This window comes from Thermoactinomyces mirandus (assembly GCF_013868055.1).
Lineage (GTDB): Bacteria > Bacillota > Bacilli > Thermoactinomycetales > Thermoactinomycetaceae > Thermoactinomyces > Thermoactinomyces mirandus.
Genome location: NZ_JACEOL010000066.1, coordinates 23459 through 44491 on the forward strand (window position 1 = coordinate 23459; position 21033 = coordinate 44491).

General features: G+C 45.0%; 20 protein-coding genes. 1 reads left to right on the forward strand and 19 read right to left on the reverse strand.

From position 1 onward, the window contains the following. Window positions 1–19: 19 nt before the first annotated feature. The 7 genes from rny to recA all read right to left on the reverse strand — a co-directional run bounded on the left by rny (window position 20) and on the right by recA (window position 6924). Window positions 20–1564 (reverse strand): ribonuclease Y, encoded by a 1545-nt coding sequence (gene rny, locus H2C83_RS16070; RefSeq protein WP_181742197.1) that lies wholly within the window; start codon window positions 1562–1564, stop codon window positions 20–22. A gap of 210 nt (window positions 1565–1774) precedes the next feature. Beyond that, window positions 1775–2452, reverse strand: coding sequence for an ATP-binding protein (locus H2C83_RS16075; protein WP_181742198.1), 678 nt, complete (start codon window positions 2450–2452; stop codon window positions 1775–1777). 1 nt (window position 2453) lies between these two features. Then, window positions 2454–2699 (reverse strand): hypothetical protein, encoded by a 246-nt coding sequence (locus tag H2C83_RS16080; RefSeq protein ID WP_181742199.1) that lies wholly within the window; start codon window positions 2697–2699, stop codon window positions 2454–2456. Then, a complete protein-coding gene (locus H2C83_RS16085) occupies window positions 2665–4152 on the reverse strand; it encodes an AAA family ATPase (RefSeq protein WP_181742200.1) in 1488 nt (495 codons plus the stop codon). Before H2C83_RS16085 ends, H2C83_RS16080 begins: the two co-directional genes overlap by 35 nt. Beyond that, the gene (locus tag H2C83_RS16090; RefSeq protein WP_181742201.1) at window positions 4149–5135 is read right to left on the reverse strand and encodes a metallophosphoesterase family protein; all 987 of its coding nucleotides are present in this window, start codon (window positions 5133–5135) and stop codon (window positions 4149–4151) included. The genes H2C83_RS16085 and H2C83_RS16090 overlap by 4 nt, the downstream gene beginning before the upstream one ends. A gap of 3 nt (window positions 5136–5138) precedes the next feature. After that, entirely contained in the window at window positions 5139–5804 is a 666-nt protein-coding gene (locus H2C83_RS16095; RefSeq protein WP_181742202.1) for a RecX family transcriptional regulator, read from the reverse strand. Between the two features lie 16 nt (window positions 5805–5820). Further along, window positions 5821–6924, reverse strand: coding sequence for a recombinase RecA (gene recA, locus H2C83_RS16100; RefSeq protein WP_181742203.1), 1104 nt, complete (start codon window positions 6922–6924; stop codon window positions 5821–5823). Window positions 6925–7088: 164 nt separating this feature from the next. Between recA and H2C83_RS16105 the strand changes: the two genes are divergently transcribed. Then, complete coding sequence (locus H2C83_RS16105) at window positions 7089–7406, forward strand: metal-sulfur cluster assembly factor (protein ID WP_376766373.1); 318 nt, start codon at window positions 7089–7091, stop codon at window positions 7404–7406. An 81-nt stretch (window positions 7407–7487) separates the two neighbouring features. Here the strand turns inward: H2C83_RS16105 and H2C83_RS16110 are convergent, their stop codons facing one another. From H2C83_RS16110 to yfmF, 12 genes are all read right to left on the reverse strand, one after another. Then, window positions 7488–9071 (reverse strand): DEAD/DEAH box helicase, encoded by a 1584-nt coding sequence (locus H2C83_RS16110; protein ID WP_181742205.1) that lies wholly within the window; start codon window positions 9069–9071, stop codon window positions 7488–7490. After that, window positions 9068–10327, reverse strand: a complete 1260-nt coding sequence (locus H2C83_RS16115; protein ID WP_181742206.1) for a competence/damage-inducible protein A — start codon at window positions 10325–10327, stop codon at window positions 9068–9070. The genes H2C83_RS16110 and H2C83_RS16115 overlap by 4 nt, the downstream gene beginning before the upstream one ends. 39 nt (window positions 10328–10366) lie before the next feature. Next, a complete protein-coding gene (pgsA, locus tag H2C83_RS16120) occupies window positions 10367–10948 on the reverse strand; it encodes a CDP-diacylglycerol--glycerol-3-phosphate 3-phosphatidyltransferase (protein ID WP_181742207.1) in 582 nt (193 codons plus the stop codon). Window positions 10949–11188: 240 nt separating this feature from the next. Further along, window positions 11189–12040 carry a helix-turn-helix domain-containing protein gene (locus tag H2C83_RS16125; RefSeq protein ID WP_181742208.1) on the reverse strand — a complete coding sequence of 284 codons (852 nt, stop codon included), beginning with the start codon at window positions 12038–12040 and terminating at the stop codon, window positions 11189–11191. Between the two features lie 129 nt (window positions 12041–12169). Then, a complete protein-coding gene (locus H2C83_RS16130) occupies window positions 12170–13615 on the reverse strand; it encodes a helix-turn-helix domain-containing protein (RefSeq protein ID WP_181742209.1) in 1446 nt (481 codons plus the stop codon). Between the two features lie 518 nt (window positions 13616–14133). Then, window positions 14134–14778: a helix-turn-helix domain-containing protein gene (locus H2C83_RS16135; RefSeq protein WP_312853947.1), complete on the reverse strand. Its 645-nt coding sequence runs from the start codon at window positions 14776–14778 to the stop codon at window positions 14134–14136. Between the two features lie 35 nt (window positions 14779–14813). Further along, window positions 14814–16058 (reverse strand): helix-turn-helix domain-containing protein, encoded by a 1245-nt coding sequence (locus H2C83_RS16140; RefSeq protein WP_181742211.1) that lies wholly within the window; start codon window positions 16056–16058, stop codon window positions 14814–14816. Window positions 16059–16087: 29 nt separating this feature from the next. Next, window positions 16088–16855, reverse strand: coding sequence for a DUF3388 domain-containing protein (locus H2C83_RS16145; RefSeq protein ID WP_181742212.1), 768 nt, complete (start codon window positions 16853–16855; stop codon window positions 16088–16090). Between the two features lie 162 nt (window positions 16856–17017). After that, window positions 17018–17272 carry a DUF3243 domain-containing protein gene (locus H2C83_RS16150; protein WP_181742213.1) on the reverse strand — a complete coding sequence of 85 codons (255 nt, stop codon included), beginning with the start codon at window positions 17270–17272 and terminating at the stop codon, window positions 17018–17020. Window positions 17273–17334: 62 nt separating this feature from the next. Further along, window positions 17335–18084, reverse strand: a complete 750-nt coding sequence (ymfI, locus tag H2C83_RS16155) for an elongation factor P 5-aminopentanone reductase (protein ID WP_181742214.1) — start codon at window positions 18082–18084, stop codon at window positions 17335–17337. A 110-nt stretch (window positions 18085–18194) separates the two neighbouring features. After that, a complete protein-coding gene (yfmH, locus tag H2C83_RS16160; protein ID WP_181742215.1) occupies window positions 18195–19490 on the reverse strand; it encodes an EF-P 5-aminopentanol modification-associated protein YfmH in 1296 nt (431 codons plus the stop codon). Further along, a complete protein-coding gene (gene yfmF, locus H2C83_RS16165) occupies window positions 19477–20784 on the reverse strand; it encodes an EF-P 5-aminopentanol modification-associated protein YfmF (RefSeq protein WP_312853946.1) in 1308 nt (435 codons plus the stop codon). Before yfmF ends, yfmH begins: the two co-directional genes overlap by 14 nt. Window positions 20785–21033: the final 249 nt, after the last annotated feature.

Here is a 21033-nt window from a genome sequence, read left to right on the forward strand (position 1 = left end):
AAGCGGCCGCAAGGCCACTTTATTTCGCATATTCAACCGATCTTGTTTCCCGGATCACCGTTACCTTGATGTGACCGGGATAATCCAGTTGACTTTCAATCTGTTTCGTGATTTCCCGTGACAAGCGAACGGCCTCTGCATCATCCACTTCATCCGGTTTCACGATAATCCGACACTCACGTCCAGCCTGGATTGCATACGATTTTTCCACCCCATCAAACGAATCGCAAATCTCTTCCAATTTCTCCAGGCGCTTGATATATGCTTCCAAAGTTTCACGTCGAGCGCCTGGACGCGCTGCTGACAATGCATCTGCTGCCCTTACCAATACGGCGATAACACTCGTTGCTTCACAATCTCCATGATGGGAAGCAATGCTGTTAATCACAACTGGGTGTTCCTTGTATTTTTTGGCCAATTCAACACCAATATCCACATGGGAACCCTCTATTTCGTGATCGATCGCTTTTCCGATGTCATGAAGCAAGCCGGCCCGTTTAGCCAAATGGATATCTTCTCCCAGTTCCGCTGCAAGCAATCCTGCGAGATGAGCCACCTCCATGGAATGCTTCAATACATTCTGCCCATAACTGGTGCGGAATTTTAACCGGCCAATAATTTTTATCAGGTCCGGATGCAACCCGTGAACTCCTGTTTCAAAGGTTGCCAGCTCACCATATTCACGGATGCGTTCATCCACATCCCGACGCGACTTTTCAATCATTTCCTCAATCCTTGCCGGATGAATTCTTCCATCTGCGACCAGCTTTTCCAAAGCAACACGAGCCACTTCCCGACGTATTGGATCAAAACCAGATAAAATCACCGCTTCAGGTGTATCATCAATGATGAGGTCTATTCCTGTCAACGTTTCAAGTGTCCGGATATTCCGACCTTCCCGGCCAATGATGCGACCTTTCATTTCATCATTCGGCAAATTTACCACGGATACGGTCGTTTCGGCGACGTGATCCGCTGCACAACGTTGAATAGCTAAAGACAGAATTTTTCTCGCACGCCGATCGCCCTCTTCAATCGCTTGCTGTTCCATCTCCTTCATGATTTGGGCAGTCTCGTGCTTCATTTCATTTTCAACTTTAGCCAGTATCAACTGACGTGCTTCTTCTGTTGTAAGTCCAGAAATCCGTTCCATTTCTTTGGTTTGGTCCTGGTATAGCTGATCGATATCCCGTTGGCGTTGCTCAATGTATTTCTCGCGTTTTGCCAACTCTTCCTCGCGGGATTCCACATTAAACTGTTTCCGTTCCAAAGTTTCCTCTTTCTGGTTTAAGCGACGTTCAATCCATTGCAATTCATTCCTCTGTTCGCGGATCTCCTTTTCCGCTTCAGTACGCAATCGATGTGCTTCATCCCTGGCTTCAAAGATTTTTTCCTTCTTGATCGCTTCAGCTTCTTTGCTTCCTTTTTCCAAAATTTCAGCTGCTGCTTTCTCTGCACTGCCAATCCGGGCTTCTGCTGTAATTTTGCGAATCCAGTAACCTGCACCGATTCCGATGCTGAGAGAGGCAAACATCAGAATGATGTCATATCCATCAAACACCATCGTTCATCGCTCACCTCCTCTTTTTCTATTTACAAAATAAGACCGATGAACTCGGTCTTCTCGTCCTCATCATGTTTTGCTATACCAGGTTCAAGGCTGGAAAACCAGCGAACATTTTTCAAATCCTTTAGGTTATCAATTCCAAACTTACGTTCATCAGAAGGTATCTTTCAACCATAAAAAGGCAAAGATACACTTAAATTGTATTATTTATAAAGTATTATTGTCAAGATTACGGCTAAGTTCCACTTCTGACTTTCCGGAAGCCAGTCGCACAAAGTAGGCACAATCAGCGGACTCCGTCAAATGCGTATTGTGCGTGACAAGGATAATTTGCCTGCCAAATATTTCCCCCACGGATTTCAAAAACTCAACCATGGGGACAATATAATCTTCACTTACATGTTTTCCGGGTTCATCCAGGATAATTGGCCCTTGTATACGGGGTTTTATGGTTTCCATCAAGGCAATCCGGAGCGCCAGTGACACAATATCCACCACTCCGCCACCACGGGCGTCCTGAGGACGGTTTTTCACTTCCTGACCTTCCCATTCCGACACGACATAAAACTCGGCTGTCGGATTCCCTCCGTGATCCGACAACTCAATTTCAAACCGGATCGATGAGCCGAACACATATTTCAAGGCATTGGTTACCAATGTTTCAAGTTGCTGCTTTGCCTGCTTCCGTGCATGATCCACAGACAATTGGAACAACAGTCGAACCCGGTCCAAAAGTTCCCTTGTTTCTTCACAGGACTTCAATCTATCCACCGTATCATGCAACTGATTGAGATGGATTTCCTTTTCCGCCTTGCGCCTGACCAATTCGGTCCTGGCTTCATTCAAGGCTTTCCTTAATTCATCTATTGATGATTCCGGTTTCATCTCACCTTCTCAACTCCTGCGGCAAATAACTCCACGCTCTTTCCAGTCCCTCTTCTATTTCCTTTTGCAGCCGCTCAATCTCGGCCTGCAAGTCTTCCGGTTCCACACCCAATTCCCTGACTTCCTTCAGAATGTCTTCCTCCTGCTTCTCCAAATCTTCCAGCCGCGCTTTGGCAATGGCGTAATCGTTTTTAGCTTTTTCAATTTGCGATTTAATCTGCTTGATCTTCTCTTCCAGCTGCTGCACGGAACATTCCTCCTTGATATTCTTCCATGATGTGTTCCAACACCGAATGACTGATCGGCATCCCGCATGTCGGACATTTGCCCCTTTGCTTTAACAGATGATACAATTCCTTGGCATATCGGTAAATTTCCTGCTCTCTCTCTTTGATAAAGTTTCTTCCTGTCTCGATTCGCCTCGTTTTGTCAAGCAGCATTGTTTGCAGGCTGACCAGTTTCTGCATGCAGGATACCTTCTCCGTAAGTTTCGGCACAATTTCCTCCAGAACCTTTAATGTTTGCTGGCTTTTCTTTTCAATTCCACGCCAGTTGTTCAAAGCCCTGATATTTTGTTCCCTTCTGCGCACCAAAGGTTGAATTACCCTCAGACGGTCCGCTTTTTCCTCAATCCGTTCATATTCTTCTACTGCTTCAGGAACCTGTTTTAACCTGACCAACACTTGATAAAGCTGGGTAATCTTGTTTTTGTTGATCCTCCACTGTTTTTTCAGCTGTATGAATTGCAGCAGTCGATTCTTGTTTTCCACCAGGGCAGCCAGGCTTTTTTCAGCTTCGGGAAGATGCCTGCACCTTTTGACAAGATCCTGTTTAAGCTGTTTTTCCTGCTGAAGCTGCTGCCATCGATCGCGAAAACGTTCAAATTGGTGAAGGAGGGTTTTTTTGTACTCCAGATGCAATACTTCCTGTTCCGATTGCGGCAAATGCTCAAACGAGGCAATCTTCTCCAAAAGCAATTTTTTTTCCCGGCAAATCTTCTCCAGGTATTTCAGCACTTTTTTCAGATGTTCTTTGAGTTGCTCTTTTTGTTGCACTTCATGAAATGCCTGTTCAGCAATGAGATAACTGGTTTCCAATTCCTCGAGGTTATCATATGGTTTCAGTTTTCCTTCCAATTTTGCCCTTTCTTTTTCCAGCTGTTTTATTTCTCCGCCAAGGGCAAGCCGGTCACTGCTCGTTTTCTTTAAAGCATTGTCAATCAGATGTGCACCACTGATCCGACCAATGGTCTTGGCCTTATTCTGATTTGATTCAAAAAGCAAAAAGGGGCTTTCCAACTGGGACCCGAAATGCAAAATCAATTCTTTTTGGTCCAGCCGAACCGGAACAATCTGATGCAGTCTTGTGATTTCTTCAGGAACTGTATTGCCGAACCCTTCAAAAATCTGTTCATTTCCGTCCGCTGTACGAAGAACATACCGGTTGACTGAACTGCTGCGAATTCGCGTAACTTCCGTACCATCATTCAAAATCAGGCAAACTCTGCACTCCCTGGTCCCCGTACGGATAAAATCGGTTCCGCGCGGAATATTAAACAGAACCCACTTCAAGGCGCGCAAAATTGCACTTTTCCCACTGTCGGAGGGACCGACAAAAACATTCAGCCCATCCGTCAACTCAATTTCTGTATGTTTATGAGACTGAAAGTTGTCAATCACCAGTTTCTTAAAGCCATTCAATGTATGCTCTCCTCTCCCGCCTCTTGTTCAACAGCAATTCTTCTCAACGCCTCAAGCGTCACTTTTTCCTCGATTTGATGTAATTGGGCAATTTCATTGATAATGTCCCTGATATTCATCGTTTGAAAATTTGTTGATGAATCGACGATTTGTACGAATTCAGCCAGCTTTTCCTGTCGAAACGCTTCCTGTTCAATATAAGAGCGATCCAGAATTTCCTCTCCCGGTTTTGCACATTGAAGGGGAATCAACCGGACATCAATTCCGTCTTTGGAGAGTTCGAGCAAAGCAACCTGAGGCATTCTTTTTATTTCTGACCGATGGTTATTAATACGCGCCAACGCTCCCGGATTTACAATATATTTCCCATTTCGATACTGTAACGGGAAACCGGCATGATAGTGCCCCGTCAGCAAAATATCCACAGAGTCGCACCAGACATCATACACTACGGTATGTGGCACACTGTCCGAAAAAGCGCGATCTACCAACATTCCATGAACCATATGTATGCAATAGTCCGCATTGCTCTCATTTTGTACACAATAATCCATCTGGGGATCTCTCTTATCCAAATCATAATGGAACGGCTGCCCGCTTATTTGCACAGTCACTCCATCCTTTTCCCATTTGATACGCTCTCCTTCATGAATCAGGCGGATCGCTCCAAACGCGTCCAGAAGCCCCAGCATGGTCCGATCGATGGTTGCAGGATTGTGTCCATATATATCATGATTTCCGGCAATACCGAGTAAAGGAACAGGCAGGTTCCGAAAAATCCGGGCAAACTTCCTTACAATCGCCGGCGAGAGATTGGGCCGGTCAAACAAGTCTCCTCCGTGCAATACCAGGTCTACTTCCTCACTTCTTGCGATCCCGATCACTTCTTCAATTTTTTCCCGGATCGCCTTTTCAAAATCATCGGTACGGCTTCGTGGAGACGTTCCACGGATGTGCGTATCCGTCATATACAGTATTTTCATTGCTCATTCATTCCCCTTTTCTTCCTCATAACGAATCCGAAAAAGATGCAACACCTCATAAACAATGGACATGGAATAACCTTGCCGCACCAGATAGTTTCCCAACCGCCGCTCAATTTTGGGCCACGGCTCGCCACATATACGAGAATAGCGCCTTTCAGCAATTGATATTGCCAACCGGCGCTGCTCGTCATCATCCATATCTGCCAATATCCCATCGACAATCAATAGAGCAATTCCTTTTTTCAGCAGCTCTTGCCGCAAGCGTTTTTTCCCATACCCCTTGTGCCGCTTTCGTTCCTCCACCCAGGCTTTCGCGTATTCCAGGTCATTTAAAAACCCCAGTTTTTCCAGCTCATGGATGACGCGTTCCGTATTCCCGCCATCATAACCTTTCCGGTTTAAGTAACTCTTCAGTTCCTGAACTGTTCGGGGGCTGTAAGATAAGTAACGCAAAGCAACCTGTTTCGCCTTGTTGTATTCTTCCGCCTCAAGTAAAGCGTGGATCTCCTTCTCATCAATTTCCATACCTTTGTGAAGCCGGTACTTCACCAGCACATCTTCATGGACAGAGAGAAGACACTCTCCGTCTACATAAACATTATACCGCTTTGTACGGGAAGACGGTTTTTCAATTTGGGTAATCTTTCTTTCTTTCACTTGACTCATCCGCTCTTTTCAATGATCAGGACAGATCAAGGGAGGGCGTTTCCACCTTGTTCTCTTTGCTTTTTCTTCTGGATTTCTTTTTGCTTTTCTCTTCCACCGGTTCCGGTTCCGATGCCTTTTCCTCAACCTGAATCGTTGGCAAACCATGGTGGGACCGAATCAGGTTTTCTATTTTCAAGCATAGATCGGGATGTTCTTTAAGGAACTGTTTTGCATTTTCGCGGCCTTGCCCCAAACGGTCCCCCTCGAAGGAGTACCATGCCCCGCTTTTATTGACGATATCCAAGTCGGAAGCAATGTCAAGAACACTGCCTTCCCTGGAAATTCCTTCGCCAAACATGATATCGACATCAGCCTGTTTAAAGGGAGGGGCCACTTTATTTTTCACCACTTTAATTCTGGTGCGGTTCCCCACCATGTCACTTCCCTGCTTGATCGTTTCTGCCCGGCGCACTTCCAGACGGACACTGGAATAAAACTTCAACGCACGGCCGCCAGGAGTCGTTTCGGGATTACCAAACATGACACCGACTTTTTCCCGGATCTGGTTGATGAAGATGGCAATTGTCTTTGATTTGTTAATGGCTCCGGAAAGCTTGCGCAGCGCCTGGGACATCAAACGGGCCTGCAAACCGACATGCGAGTCTCCCATTTCTCCTTCAATTTCAGCTTTCGGCACAAGGGCTGCCACCGAATCGATCACAATAATATCTACCGCACCGCTGCGTACGAGTGCTTCTGCAATTTCCAGAGCCTGCTCTCCCGTATCGGGCTGGGACAATAACAGCTCGGAAATATTTACCCCAAGCTTGCTTGCATATACCGGATCAAGTGCGTGTTCTGCATCAATAAAGGCAGCTTGCCCCCCGATTTTTTGCACTTCTGCAATGGCGTGTAAAGCAACAGTGGTTTTCCCGGAGGATTCCGGCCCGTACACTTCAATAATCCTCCCCCGTGGATAACCGCCCACTCCCAATGCAATATCCAGAGCAAGCGCCCCGCTGGAAACCGTTTCTACCTGACGTGTGCTATCTTCGCCCATTTTCATGATCGAACCTTTGCCAAATTGCTTTTCTATCTGTCTCAATGCCATTTCTAACGCCTGTCGACGATCTGACATGGTTGTTCCTCCTCTTTCCCATTAATCCATATCATCATCATAACGTGTTTTCGTTTTCCTGCCAAGATCATTTACGAACATTTATTCGATTCTTTTTCAGCAGTTTCTGGTATCATGTGAAAAAATGTGGTATTTTTAAATCAGTCGGAAAAAAGGAGTGAAAGATTTTGGATAAAGAAAAACTCAAGGAACAGATTCTGGAACAACTGGAAGAAGTAATCGACCCTGAATTAAATATTGATATCGTTAATTTGGGTTTAATATATGGAATAGACATCAACGATGACGGCGATGTGAAGATCACCATGACACTGACCGCCATGGGCTGTCCCCTGGCAGGAGTAATCCAGCAGCAGGTTGTAAGAGCCCTCCAGGACATTGACGGAATCAACCAGGTCGATGTGGATATCGTCTGGAATCCGCCGTGGGACAAAAGCCGGATGTCCCGTTACGCCAAGATTGCCCTGGGTATATTTGACTGACTGAAAAAACTCTTGCCATGTGGGCTTTCCACATGACAAGAGTTTTTTTCCCATACCGTCCTGATTTGTTGGATGCCATCTTCACGAACGGTTTCGGGGACGTGCCGGTTCCATATTGACACGGGATCCGTTGATTTTTGACTGATGCAAGGCTTCATAGACAAAAGGAGCCACGTCTTCCGGAACTTCCACAAAAGAAAACCGGTCATAAATGTTGATTTTCCCGACTTGCCTCAAACCAATCCCCGCATTTTCGGAAATCGCTTTTGCCAGTTCCTGCGGGCGCAAATTGGCATTTCGCCCGACGTTGATGAAAAAGCGAACCATGCCCGGCGAAGCGCCTGTTTCACCAAAGTTATAAGTCATATCAATATTTTTGACAAACCGGTCCGAAAAGGCGAGATAGAGCGAGGCTGCCGTTACCTTTTCAAGTGAAAATTTCTTGCCCAGTTCACCGATCATTTCCTCAAACAGACTCATGTCCAGTTCAGACTGGATCACATTTTCGATCTGGGCCATCCAGCTTTCCTGCTGTTTCGCTGCCACTTCCTCCAGAGTAGGCAAATCACTGGCAATCAGCTTTGCCCCGGTTTCCTGTTCAATGGTACGCAGCTGTTTCATTTCTCTCGGGGTTACAAGAGTCAGAGCCACTCCTTTGCGGCCTGCCCTTCCTGTTCTTCCGATCCGGTGGACGTAGCTTTCCACGTCCTGGGGAATGTCGTAGTTAATCACGTGTGAAACGCTGCCCACATCAATTCCGCGTGCTGCCACATCTGTTGCGACCAGGAGTTCAATTTCTCCGTTGCGGAATGCCTGCATTACCCGGTCCCGTTGCTGTTGGGCCAGATCCCCGTGCAACCCCCCTGCCAGATATCCTCTCCCTTGCAAAGAGTCAGACAATTCATCCACACCTTTTTTGGTGCGGCAGAAAATGATGGCCAAATCCACCTCTTCACTGTCAAGAATCCGGCAAAGGGCATCGACTTTGTAACTGTCCAGCACCCGGTAATAAATCTGGCGGATCACCGGTACCGTTATTTCACCCCGGTTAACGGTGATATATTTTGGCTTGTGCATATATTTCTGAGCCAACTGGCGAATGCTGGGCGGCATCGTAGCCGAAAAAAGCAACAACTGACGCTGCTTCGGTACAAAACTGAACACCTGCTCAATATCGTCAATAAAACCCATGTCCAGCATTTCGTCTGCTTCATCCAGCACCATTACTTCTACATGGGACGCATCAATCGTTCCGCGCCTTAAATGATCCAAGAGACGCCCCGGGGTGCCAATGACAACATGTACTCCCTGTTGCAGTGCTTTTATCTGCCGGCCAATCGACTGTCCTCCATAAATCGGCAAAGTCTTTACTCTTTTAGGACGCCCTATTTTCCGCAACTCTTCTGATACCTGAATGGCCAGTTCACGGGTTGGAGTCATGATGATGCTCTGAATGGACCGCTCATTCAGATCAATCCTCTCCAAAATAGGAATCCCGAATGCAGCCGTCTTTCCTGTCCCCGTTTGTGCCTGTCCAATTACATCCTCTCCGCGAAGCACGGCAGGAATGCACTCAGATTGAATGGGAGAAGGCTCCTCAAACCCGATTTGATAAATCCCTTTTAAAATAACATCACTTAATTGAAACTGATCAAAACGATTCATCTTGTTGTTTCACCTTTCTTTAAACATTGCTGAAGAAGAAAACAGGCATACTTCGCAGCCATCAGCTGAATGCGCCTGCGGGAACCTTTCAACTGGAACTGGTAAACCCGCACCGGTTTCCCGGATTCAGCCAAACCAATATAAACGGTGCCAACTTTCTTCTCCTCAGCTTCGGCAGGACCAGCCACACCGGTTATTCCAACAGCAAAATCAGTATCAAAAAGCTTCATTGTATTTTCTGTCATAATTTCGGCAGTTGCTGAACTGACCGCACCATGTTCTCTCAAGCAGGAGGCTGGAACAGAAGCGATATTTTCCTTGGCTTTATTGGTATAGGTGACCAAACCGCCATAGAAAGCCTGGCTGCTTCCCGGAATTGATGTCAACAGATGAGCCAGCAATCCTCCCGTACAGCTTTCTATCACTGAGACGGTTTTCCCTTTGTTCAGCAATTCAGAAACAACCACTTCTTCCAGCGATTCATCTTTCTCACTGTAACAATATTCACCAATCCGGTCCAAAACATTCCTCTTCAGGTCATCAATCAGCCGGTTCGCTTCCGCTTCTGACTTCGCCCATGCTGTCATTCTGACCACAACCCCAATCTCTTTGGCATAGGTCGCCATAAGGGGATTTTCATGTTGCTGGATCAAATCTTTAATCTTTTCCTCCAACAGTGACTCGCCGATCCCAAAGAAAGAAAGTGATTTTGCAAGAATGACCTGCTTCTTGTCAGAGATGACTTCCCGGATCAGGAAGGGGCGTACCTGTTCTTCAAACATGGGAACCAATTCCCGCGGAGGCCCCGGAAGCAGGATATAGGTGATCCCATCCACCTGAACAGCCAGCCCGGGAGCAGTTCCATTTTTGTTATAAAAAACAAAGCCACCGGAAAAAACATACGTTTGCTTGAAATTATTCGCCGGAATAGCTTCCATTCGACCTTTGAAATACTGTTTGAGATGATGTACAGCCTTCGGGTCCTGTACCAGTTCTGCTCCCGTTACTTCTGATACAATCTCCTTGGTCAGGTCATCCATTGTCGGACCAAGTCCCCCCGCGAGCAGGATCAACTCAGACCGGGTATGCGCCACAGAAAGAACTTCATGCAAACGGCTTGCATCGTCACCCACGGAAGTGTGAAGGCAAACATCGATTCCCAGTGAATGAAGTTCCCGGGACAAATACGAGGAATGTAGGTCAACGGTTTCTCCTGATAACAGTTCAGAGCCTACCGTAATAATTTCCGACTGCATTTTATCTTTCCCTTCTTTGCAAATAACACATCCGACTTACTACGAATTGCCAAATGTAACGATTTTACGGTTTTTATAAAAATAATCCAATCCCGAAAGAATGGTTATGATCACAGCCAGCCAGGTTGCAATCATAGAAAACGGAAACTGAATGGAAGAAAACGGAAAATTATTGAGCATCAATGACACAATTGCTATAATCTGTATGAACGTTTTCAGTTTTCCCAAAGGGCTTGCTGCAATTACATGACCCTCAGCAACAGCTATTGTCCTGAGCCCTGTTACCGCAAATTCGCGGCTGATGATCACAATCGCAATCCATGCTTCCAGGCGCTGCATCTCTACCAAAGAGATCAAGGCGGCGGTAACCAGTAATTTATCAGCCAGTGGATCGAGAAATTTCCCCAAATTTGTAACCATTTTCTTTCTTCTTGCTATGTAACCATCCACCCCGTCAGTTAAGGCCGCTAACACAAATATGAACGTAGCAATCAATTCGCCCGTGGTCAATTTTACTGCTCCCATCTGTATCTCTCCAATATCAAATTGGAAAAGCAAGAAAATCATGACGACGGGAACGAGAAAAATTCGTGCCAATGTAATTTTATTGGCCAGGTTCATCCCATCCTACCTCCCTGGCAATGACCATTTTCCATATTAAAAACACATCCACAGATTTTTTACATGAAATGTAAACAAAACCGGTTCGTTTTTTTATAAATATTTAAGTGTCATTACATAATATTGACGAGAACTTTCTTGTTTAATTCTTCCGTAAGTATAAACCATGGTTCTTAGGCATGTCAAAAAAAAGCAGAGAGAAAAGAGGATTCTCTCCGCTGACTATACTTTATTCTGCATTTATTTTTCTTTTATTTTCAATTGATACAATGAAACCTCTTTTTGTTTTGACGTATCTATCAGTACTCCATTAACATATATTTTTACGTGATCCGGATGATCCACACGCAGGGAAAGCCATTTGGGATCGGAAAACATTTCAGTTTTCTTGGCCCGCAATGTTTTTTCAGCTATTTTCTCTCCTGTCGGCCCACCGGAACGAACCTGGATTTCGGCCAACTTCACAGCTGAAATCCTTACTTCAACCTTGTCAGCGTTTTCTATGCTGTATACATCGCCATAATCACTTTTCTCGGCCGGTTGAGCCAGCCTTACCACTGGCCGCTTTTTTACCATGGCCGCTGAGGATGAATCAGGTGCTGAGGATGAAGACTGATTAAGCTGAACCGTCTCGGCACCAGAATAAACTTTATCAATAATCAGCCAAATGACGGCGCTTGCAGCAAGTATCAGAAAAACTGCAGAAGAAACCAGTATCCTTTTTTTCTTCACGTTTAATGTTTTAAATTTCTCAATAGCTGAACCAGGACTCTTCCAACCGGCTTTCCGGTTTTTCTGGTAACGGCTGCTTCGGGATGGAAGGGAAACTTGCTGGTTTGTTTCTTCAATAAAATTGACTTCTTGTTCCCATTCTCTATAAGCGTCCAAAATTGGTTTTGCATTCACTCCAACCGTTTTTGCATACCTCCGGATAAATCCTCTTACATACAGGGGATCAGGAAGCAGGGAAAATTCAGCGTTTTCCAATGCAGCGAGATATTCCGTATCAATTCCGGTCATTTCCGCCACTTGTACCAAACTCATTCGCTTCTCATTTCTGGCGCGTTTTAATTCCTCAAAAGGCTTGGACATCCACATGTCCCCCCCCATTGATGGTGTATCCAGTCTGTTTTCTAACTTTTACAGTATAGCCCAGAAGCAAAAGTACGTCAAAAAAGCAAGTGCAATAAACACTTGCTCTCGTTCCGATTCCTATTAAGGTTAATCCATCTTCCGAATATGGACATAACGGGCCGATTTCACCACTTGTCCATTTATATAGACAATTGAATCTTCCGGAGCAGACAGCCCGATATAGAAATCGGAATTTCCACTATACGTATACTGATAACTCCACTTTTGTCCATGTGGCAAAGTCACGTCCTCAATCGGAGTTCCACCATCTGAAGGCAATGCCGTGCTGAGTTCAACACGTGACTTTCCGCCCGCGGCATGAACCATTACCACTATCTGATCTGTTCCCTCCAACCGATAATGAACAACATTCACATCCTGTTGTGCCAATTGCAATTCCCCTTTTTTGTCTGGTGCAATCACAGGGGGCTCTGTTGATTCTTTTTCCTGCCGTTTGGGAGCGGGATCAGGTTGAACATCATCTCCGGTAAATGACATGATCGTCCAGCCTAAAGGAATACATAACAACAAGCCGGCCACAGCCATTGCCACCGGACTTTTGAATGAAAACTTGGACAGAGATTTTTTTGCGCCTCTCCGGCTCCTTGACGCACTCCGACCAAGACGATTCATTCTGCTTAAACGTTGATGACGCACTTCTCCCGAACTTTTATCCAGTTCATCAGGCGAAACAGAAGGCAGCGGGGCTTTGTTCAGGTCCACTTTTTTGAAAGACCCGGAAGCACGGGATACCGGCCCGGTATTTGACATCAATCTTTGATTCGGTGATGTTGTTTGTCCTTGCTGATAGCCGGACTGTGCTTTGACCTGCTGATGATAACCTGTTTGCCTTGTCCTCGATGCAGCAGTAGGATACAATTCCTTTCTTGCCGCTATAAATTTTCTGGAATTGCTTGTGTATCCAGTTGTGGTTTCACTGGCTGTCAAAGACGGGTCTCTCTGATTGATTCCGGTTGTTCGCTGATATCCCAGATCACGGCGCGTTTGTGCCCGTTCATTTGTCCGGTTCGGATTCTTTTTGGCTGCAGTTAATGCTGTCTGTGTGTTAATCCGATGCGGCGAAGTATTTTGGGTTGGCAATGTTTGTGTATTAAACCGATGCGGCGAACTATTCTGTGTCGGCAAAGTTTTCATACGCACCGTATTTTGTGTTGGATTGTTACTATTAACCACAGGCATTTTTCCAGTCTGCTGCCATTTTCCCAGCGGGGGCAATCCCTGAGTCTGTTGCAAATCATTTGGTGTTACTGCTTTATGTACCCCGGTCAATCTTTCAGCCTGTTCCATCTTTCGGTATTGCCGCAATATATGATGTGGTTCAACTTTTACGCAATTAGCATAAGAACGCAGGTACGTCCGAACATAAAAAGGGCTTGGTAATTTATCAAACTCGCCATTTTCAATCGCAATTAAAAACGATTTTTGAATTTTCGTTTTTTCTTGTAATTGTTCGAGGGACAGTCCAATTGCTTCTCGGGCTTGTCGAAGATATGATCCAATTTCGACAGACACCCCAGCCACCTCCTGAAAGGCTGTTTGAACAATACGCTTTTGACAACAAAAGACATGCTGCTCAGCAACCAATGAAATTATAAAGCTTCCGATTGTATTTGCTGTTTGTTACACTGGAAACAGCACTTTTTATAGGTTGAGTCATTCTCACAGGCACTAAACGAATCACTGTTTTCAATCATACTCTTTCACAAGAACAAAATCTATTTTTTTATTTATATCAAATCAAACAAAAATCAACAATTATTGATCTTTCCAGGTTATTTCTATTCATATACAGAAACACACTGATTTTGACGGCGTATGTCAGGAATCATCAATTCGTTTCAAGCATACCATGGTCTTAGAAATGTGTCAAAAAGCCCTTTTGCTTAACTATACGGAGTAAGACAAATTTAATCTTTTTTTAAAAATGCGTAATTTAATCAACAAAAATAAATTTATGAAAATTTCCTTATATTCAAATATTTCTGCCCGGTTTCCCGGTTTGGGAAACCGAAAATAGCCAAATGGCCCTATCAAGCATTTACCATTCTGAACCATATAAACCAAATCGATGCGATAACCAGCAAAATGGCCCCGATCAGCAAAAACCATGTGTAAACTTTTTCAAATACCGACTTTTTCGTACCTCGCCGTCTGCTCCGGCGGCTGTAAGATTCTTCGCGACGCGATAAACGCTTTGTTCTTTTTTCTTCTACAGCAGTTGTTTCGGAGAACCTCATGGGTTCCCTGGCAGAACGGAGATGCTGGCTGCGGGTTCCTCTAGGCCCGTATGATGACGCTCCATCTGCCGTGTGCTCCCGTCCGGAATGATAAGGCCGTTCGTGGCGGTTTGCCAGACGGCGAGGCGGCGCCGTCCGCTCCATATTGTTGGAAGCTGTCGGCAGAAATTGCCGGGCATTCTGATCAGACCTCCTGATCCGCTGTACCGTTTCCTGCTTTTTATGCAATTGGTTTAAAATTAATTGCGGATTTTCCCCCACTGCATTGGCATACGCACGAATGTACGACCTGACATAAACAGGGTTGGCATGAAAATCGAACCTTCCCTGCTCAATAGCGATTAAATCTCTTCTTGAGATTCTGGTACGCCTTTCTATGTCATGCAAAGTCAGACCGCGTGCCTCCCGGGCATTTCTGAGTCTCCTCCCGATTTCCACGGACAACGACATACCCTCCCTAACTACTTCACTTTTTATTCAACTTTTACAATATAACTTTTTTCAGCATCTTGTGCATCAGTATTAATTTGTTGGCCATTTACAAGAATCTCTACATTGGATGGTGTGCCTAACCGAAACCAGATGTAATTTTTCCCAGCTGTATCCAGCGTCACTGTTTGCCTTTCCTTTAACGTTAATTCTTTTGGTTTATCATTTGGGGTAGGGGCGTATAGCAGTGTAGATGTTCCGCTTCGGCCTTTTAACACCACTTCCAGTTTATCGACATTTCTAATCAGGTATGTTTGTCCAACTTTGGGATCTGTAGAAGCTTCTCCTTCCACCAAAGCAGGTGTTTTTTTCGATTCGGCATTTACATTTTCAAAGGATGCTCCACTGTAGATATCGGTTGTTGCGGTATTGTTGTTCGTTGATTGCGAGGCCTTGTCATGATCCATAAAAAAATAGTAAAATCCTCCGCCCAACAACAACAGAGCACCAACGGCAATGGCAATGATTTTGTACCTTTTCTTTCTCAAAGTTACTTTTTTTCCTTTGTTCTGCAGTTCTTTTGCTGCCATAGCAACACTGCGCGGAGTCAGCAGATGTTGTTGTGTCGCTTCAAGCGGGGGAAAAGACATGGTTGACTGGGGAACCTCATGCTGTGGCCCGGTTGTGGGCGAAACATTTTTGGGAGCCATATAAGGTGGTTGCAGGTTTTGCCGGATATTCGGATTTGTATTTGGATTCATGTTATTCATGTTTGGATTTGTATTTGGATTCATGCCTGAATTAGGCATTACAGGTATTCTTTGCGTATCTGTCATGGGCATGTTCATTCGGTTATGTCTTGTGCCTGCACTTTGGTTTCTATAGTGATTTTGGCCTGTCGTCTGCCTCTCGTCTCCTGGATAAGACGCTTTCCCGGTTACCGAACCCTCGGGCAATTTCCCTCTGGGACTGGTGGGCAAGAAATTTTTATTGTATCTTGGCAATATTTGTGGGGAAGTTACGGTATTCCGAACCGGCTTGCGGGAAGGCATTTTGTTTTTTAACAATTTATCCAGATGATCCAGCAATGGTTTCGCGTCGATTCCCAAACTTTTGGCATAAGTTCGCAAAAAAGCCTTGGCATAAAAAGGACTGGGCAGTAAATCAAACCGGTCATTTTCCAGCAAATACAAATATTTGGTGTGAATATTTGTAAGACGGTTCATTTCTTCAAGTGAGTACCCCCGCTGCTGTCTCACTTGTTTTAAATAATCTCCGATCCCCGCCACTTCGATCACTCCCTTATATACAGATCACATCAAATTAAAAAACCTTCATCGTCTTTCAGTACTTCATAGGAAATAACTTCTTCCGGATGATTTCGCAGTTCAATAATATAATCAAAATCATCCAATGTGTACTCTGTTTCCTGAACAAATACATCCGGATGTTCGATCACTTTGGGGGCATTCATGCACAATATCTCCCGTACAAGCATATCATGACGCTCGGTTGCCCGAAGTGTAGAGACAATCCCATCAATAATATACACGTTTTCTTCGGTAAGTTCATCTTGTGCCAACTGGCTTCTTATTGTCTGTTTCAGCAAAGTTGACGAAACAAATGTCCATCGTTTATTGGCGCACACACTGGCAGCTACGACCGATTCGGTTTTCCCCACCCTCGGCATTCCTCTGACACCGATCAATTGAGAACCTTTTTTACTGAACAGATGGGCCATAAAATCAACAAGAAGGCCCAGTTCTTCCCTGGTAAAACGATAGGTTCGCTCATCTTCTGTATGCTGTTCAAGGTAACGGCCGTGCCGGACAGCCATCCGATCCATCAATGTAGGGGGGCGCAACGCCGTGATGGTGATATTATTCACTCTTGTCAAAATTTGTTTTAAAGATCCGATTTTTCCGTTATCATCTGTCCGAAGCAGCATGCCGCGGCGATCGTTTTCGACTCCATTGATTGTAATGATATTGATCGACAGCATGCCCAGCAGTGAAGCAATATCACCCAGCAGTCCAGGGCGATTCTTATGAATCTGATATTCCAAATACCACTCCTGGTGCTCCATGACCACACACCCTTTCCTACCGGAAAACGCCTCAATCCAGTGTTGATATGTTAATTAGTATAGCATATCCGCAAAGATCCGAGAAAGTTTTTGACCAAAGAAATAAATCTCTCCAAAAATTAAAACACCCAGTTTATGGGTGTTTTAATACAATAAAAGTTTTTATCTGTTTCCATCATTAACCATTTTTACCATCAGGTTTGCAATCGTGCGTTGTTCATTTTCGTCTGCCACACTCCAGAGATCTTTTAAAAGACGCTCTTGAGTATTCTGCGGATCAACATCTTTTGCCAGGTAATCGCCCAACTCGTAAGCCAGCTTCGAAATATCCTGATCATTCATCCCCAGCTTGTGCGCCTGGTCTACTCGAGAATGCAAAAATTCTTTCCAATCCTGAAAATTGTCGAGAACTGACATCCTTTTTTCCTCCTTTTACTGATGCGTCATTCTACTTCTAATATGAATCGAAATCTTTCATTTTATGTATACCATCCGCCATTAACCGCAAAGACCTGTCCGGTAATGTAAGATGATTGCGGCAAACACAGGTATTGGACCAGTGATGCCACATCCCGGGCCCGGCCCAGCCTCCCCACGGGAATTTCTCCGGCCAGTTGTTCTTTTTCCGGCCGGGACAATTGCCGGTCCAGCAAATCGGTTTCAATCGCTCCAGGCGCAACCACATTTACGGTAATTCCGCTCAAGGCGACCTCCTTGGCCAATGCCTTGGCCATACTGATCTGTGCTCCTTTTGCAGCTGAATACAATACTTCCCCTGCTCCGCCCGTTTGCCCCCAGATAGATGAGATGAAAACCATCCGTCCGTTTTTTTTACGAATCATTTGGGGCAATGCAGTTTGGGCCAGATAAAATGCTCCTCGTACATGAACATCCATCAGCTCATTATAATCATCATCTGTAAAATCCTGAATTAATCCCCATTTCGTCGTTCCTGCTGCATGCACCACAATTTCCGGCGGGGACAAATACATGGAAACTTCCCGGTAAGCCTGCTCCACGGATAAACGTTTCCCCAGATCCAAATAGACCCGACAGGCATTAACGCCCAAGCTTTTACATTGTTTAACCGTTTGTTCGGCCTGAGCCATGTTTGTATGATAACCTATCGCTACTGAAGCGCCGGTTTCAGCGAGCTGAATGCAGACCGCCCCGCCAATCCCGCCGCTACCGCCAGTAATCAGTGCCGTTTTTCCTTCCAGGACCGTCATGATTTTCCTTCCTTTCAAAAAGCGCCCTTGTATGAAGGGCGCTTCCAACTGATAAACATCTGATATTCAAGGCAACTCACACGCTTTACAATAAAATTCAAGCATTTTCCTTAATCTTTTGCCGGCCGCACGATGGAAACCGCAAATCTTTCCCACCGCATATGTTCCCGCATCCGCCGGTTTACATCGTCCAGGGAAAGCGACTCCAGAACCGGAACGAGATTGAACAGATCAGCATCATTAAAACGGTAACCCGTAAATTGGTTGGCAATCCATTCGGGTGAATTCAAATAACGAAGGTTGGCTCCGATTTTCTTCTTGCGAATCCGCTCAAAGGTGTCCGGATCAAGCCCCCGTTCAATCAGACGCGGTAATTCCTGTTTGATACGCTCAAGCAGACGGTCCGGATCTTCGGTATCTCCGCCCATCATCGATAATCCAAATCCACGGTCCAATGTATAACTTACCCCAAAACTGTCATCAATCAAACCATCATCATAAAGAGACTGGTACAATTCCGAAGAAGAACCAAGCAGGGCATCGAGCACGATTTGCGTTGCCATTTCCTGCTTTAACAGTTCATCACCGGTAACATGAACACGGTTTTTCGTTTCTTTAAAACCAAACATACATTTGGAAATCCCGACACTTACCTCAATTTCTTTCAGTTTATCCCCGGCCTGCTCCGGTTCGTCGGGAAAGAAGCGCTTGATCTCGGTTTGCACGGGAAAGGATTTTCCAGCCTGATTTTCCCTGACAAGATTGATGATTTGCGCCGGATCTACAGGTCCAACCACAAACAGAACCATATTGCCGGGATGATAGAAAGTCTCGTAACAGGTATACAGCAAATCCCTGGTAATCTCCGCAATGGATTCAGTTGTCCCCGCAATGTCGATCCTGACCGGATGCTGTTGATACATGGCTTCAAACAATCCAAAATAGACACGCCAATCAGGATTGTCATCATACATTCGTATTTCCTGACCAATAATCCCTTTTTCCTTTTCCACATTCTGTTCCGTAAAATAAGGAGACTGCACAAAATCGAGCAACGTCGTCAGGTTTTGTTCCACCTGTCCGGTACAGGAAAACAGATAGGCGGTGCGTGTAAAACTGGTGAATGCATTGGCTGAAGCACCTTGTCTAGAAAACTCCTGAAAGACATCCTCACCGGAAGACTGTTCAAACATTTTATGTTCCAGGAAGTGGGCAATCCCGTCTGGAACCTGATGCTTTTCTTTTCCAGGAACCTGGAACCCATTGTCGATCGATCCGTATTTCGTGGTAAATGTCGCGTAGGTTTTAAAAAATCCCTTTTTCGGCAAAACATAGACACTCAGCCCGTTGGGAAGTTCTTCAAAATACAGGGATTCCTGAACCTGATCAAAATCAACTTTTTGCATCTTCGTTTCCTCCCCGGTTCCGCAAAAAATAAATGGTATCCAGTTGTACCTTTTCAGCCATTTTTTGTACCTCTTCTATTCGGACCTGATTAATTTGCTCCAGTAACTCTTCCAGCGGACGCTGCATGCCGCTTAAAACAGATTGGTAATGATAAAAAATCATTTCATAGGAACGATCCATTTGCGAACGTAACTGGTTGGACAGGGTTGCTTTTGTCTGCTTCAATTCCTGCTCTTCTATTTTCCCTTGCCGCAGATTCTCCAGCTGTTCCCTGATAATATTGACAGCCTGTTCATAATTGGAAATTTCAATGCCGGACTGGATAACCAGCAATCCTTTATGGCTTTCCAGGCGAGAAGAACAATAATAGGCCAGACTGGCTTTTTCACGCACATTGCGGAATAACTTGGAATGAGGGAAACCGCCCAGTATTCCGTTGAACATCAACAAAGCCGGGTAATCTTCATCCTGGACCGATGTTTGTGTCCGGCAGCCGATATTCAATTTCCCCTGCTTTACATTCATCCGTTCAATAACAACACGCTCCTCGGAAACCGGATGATGTACGGGTGCCACCTGAATCGTCTTTCTCGCCGCTTTGGCAACCCCGCCGAACTGTTTCTCCAGCAGTTCCATCACTTCATCAACAGTAACGTTTCCCACACAATAAAAATCAATCGGACATGTGGATAATACGTCCTGATAGTATGTATACAAGTTTTCCGCATCAATTTTTGCCAGATCTTCAATCCTTCCGTGATTAAACAAGGCAAAGGGTTCTCCCTTACACATTGCTTCAATCATGCGGAAAGAGGCATAACGGATTTTATCATCTTTCAGACTCTCTATTTTTTGCTTCAGGTTTTTCTTTTCCGCTTCAACATATGCAGCTTTAAATGCCTTCTTTTCCAATACGGGTTTTAACAGGACTTCACTTAGAAACTGAATCCCCTCTGCCAACAGTTTTGGCGCTTCCTTCAAATACTGTTCATTGGCAATTTCCATCGCAAATTGCATGATATGCCGTTCGCCCCGCTTGAATACATCCCCGTACAACACTGCTCCAAACAGATCATCCAGCTTCCTTTTAAAGGAAATGGTTGTTGGCACGGAAGCAGTTCCCCTCTGCAATACACTCGGCAGCAGAGCGGTTTTCGTAACCATCTCCGGCGCCAACTCCTGCTGAAAAAACGCCATCAACGTCGTTGTCTTGAATTTTTCACTGGTACAGACATGAACACGAATGTTCCCGATCATCCTTGAATCAAACTGAGCGTACTCCAAATTAGCCACCTCTCCTTAGATAGGGTCAATTATACCTATTATAGACGAATCATGTGTTGTTGGAAACGTTAACCATTATTCTTTATTATGGTCCGCAATACAAAAAACTTGCTTGCCGGTAAAAAAGATGAATCATCTTTCCCGAACCGGCAGGGGTAACAACCGACTAAATATTTTAAAAATTTATTTAACTGAAACCCTGATTCCCAATAAGATCAATAGACATAAAAATATCGGAAGAATTCTGATAGCTTCAAT

Coding starts and splice junctions, on each gene's coding strand:
- rny (WP_181742197.1), bottom strand. CDS start 1,564: ATGGTGTTTGATGGATATGACATCATTCTGATGTTTGCCTCTCTCAGC.
- H2C83_RS16075 (WP_181742198.1), bottom strand. CDS start 2,452: ATGAAACCGGAATCATCAATAGATGAATTAAGGAAAGCCTTGAATGAA.
- H2C83_RS16090 (WP_181742201.1), bottom strand. CDS start 5,135: ATGAAAATACTGTATATGACGGATACGCACATCCGTGGAACGTCTCCA.
- H2C83_RS16095 (WP_181742202.1), bottom strand. CDS start 5,804: ATGAGTCAAGTGAAAGAAAGAAAGATTACCCAAATTGAAAAACCGTCT.
- recA (WP_181742203.1), bottom strand. CDS start 6,924: ATGTCAGATCGTCGACAGGCGTTAGAAATGGCATTGAGACAGATAGAA.
- H2C83_RS16110 (WP_181742205.1), bottom strand. CDS start 9,071: ATGAATCGTTTTGATCAGTTTCAATTAAGTGATGTTATTTTAAAAGGG.
- H2C83_RS16115 (WP_181742206.1), bottom strand. CDS start 10,327: ATGCAGTCGGAAATTATTACGGTAGGCTCTGAACTGTTATCAGGAGAA.
- pgsA (WP_181742207.1), bottom strand. CDS start 10,948: ATGAACCTGGCCAATAAAATTACATTGGCACGAATTTTTCTCGTTCCC.
- H2C83_RS16125 (WP_181742208.1), bottom strand. CDS start 12,040: ATGTCCAAGCCTTTTGAGGAATTAAAACGCGCCAGAAATGAGAAGCGA.
- H2C83_RS16145 (WP_181742212.1), bottom strand. CDS start 16,855: ATGGAGCACCAGGAGTGGTATTTGGAATATCAGATTCATAAGAATCGC.
- H2C83_RS16150 (WP_181742213.1), bottom strand. CDS start 17,272: ATGTCAGTTCTCGACAATTTTCAGGATTGGAAAGAATTTTTGCATTCT.
- ymfI (WP_181742214.1), bottom strand. CDS start 18,084: ATGACGGTCCTGGAAGGAAAAACGGCACTGATTACTGGCGGTAGCGGC.
- yfmH (WP_181742215.1), bottom strand. CDS start 19,490: ATGCAAAAAGTTGATTTTGATCAGGTTCAGGAATCCCTGTATTTTGAA.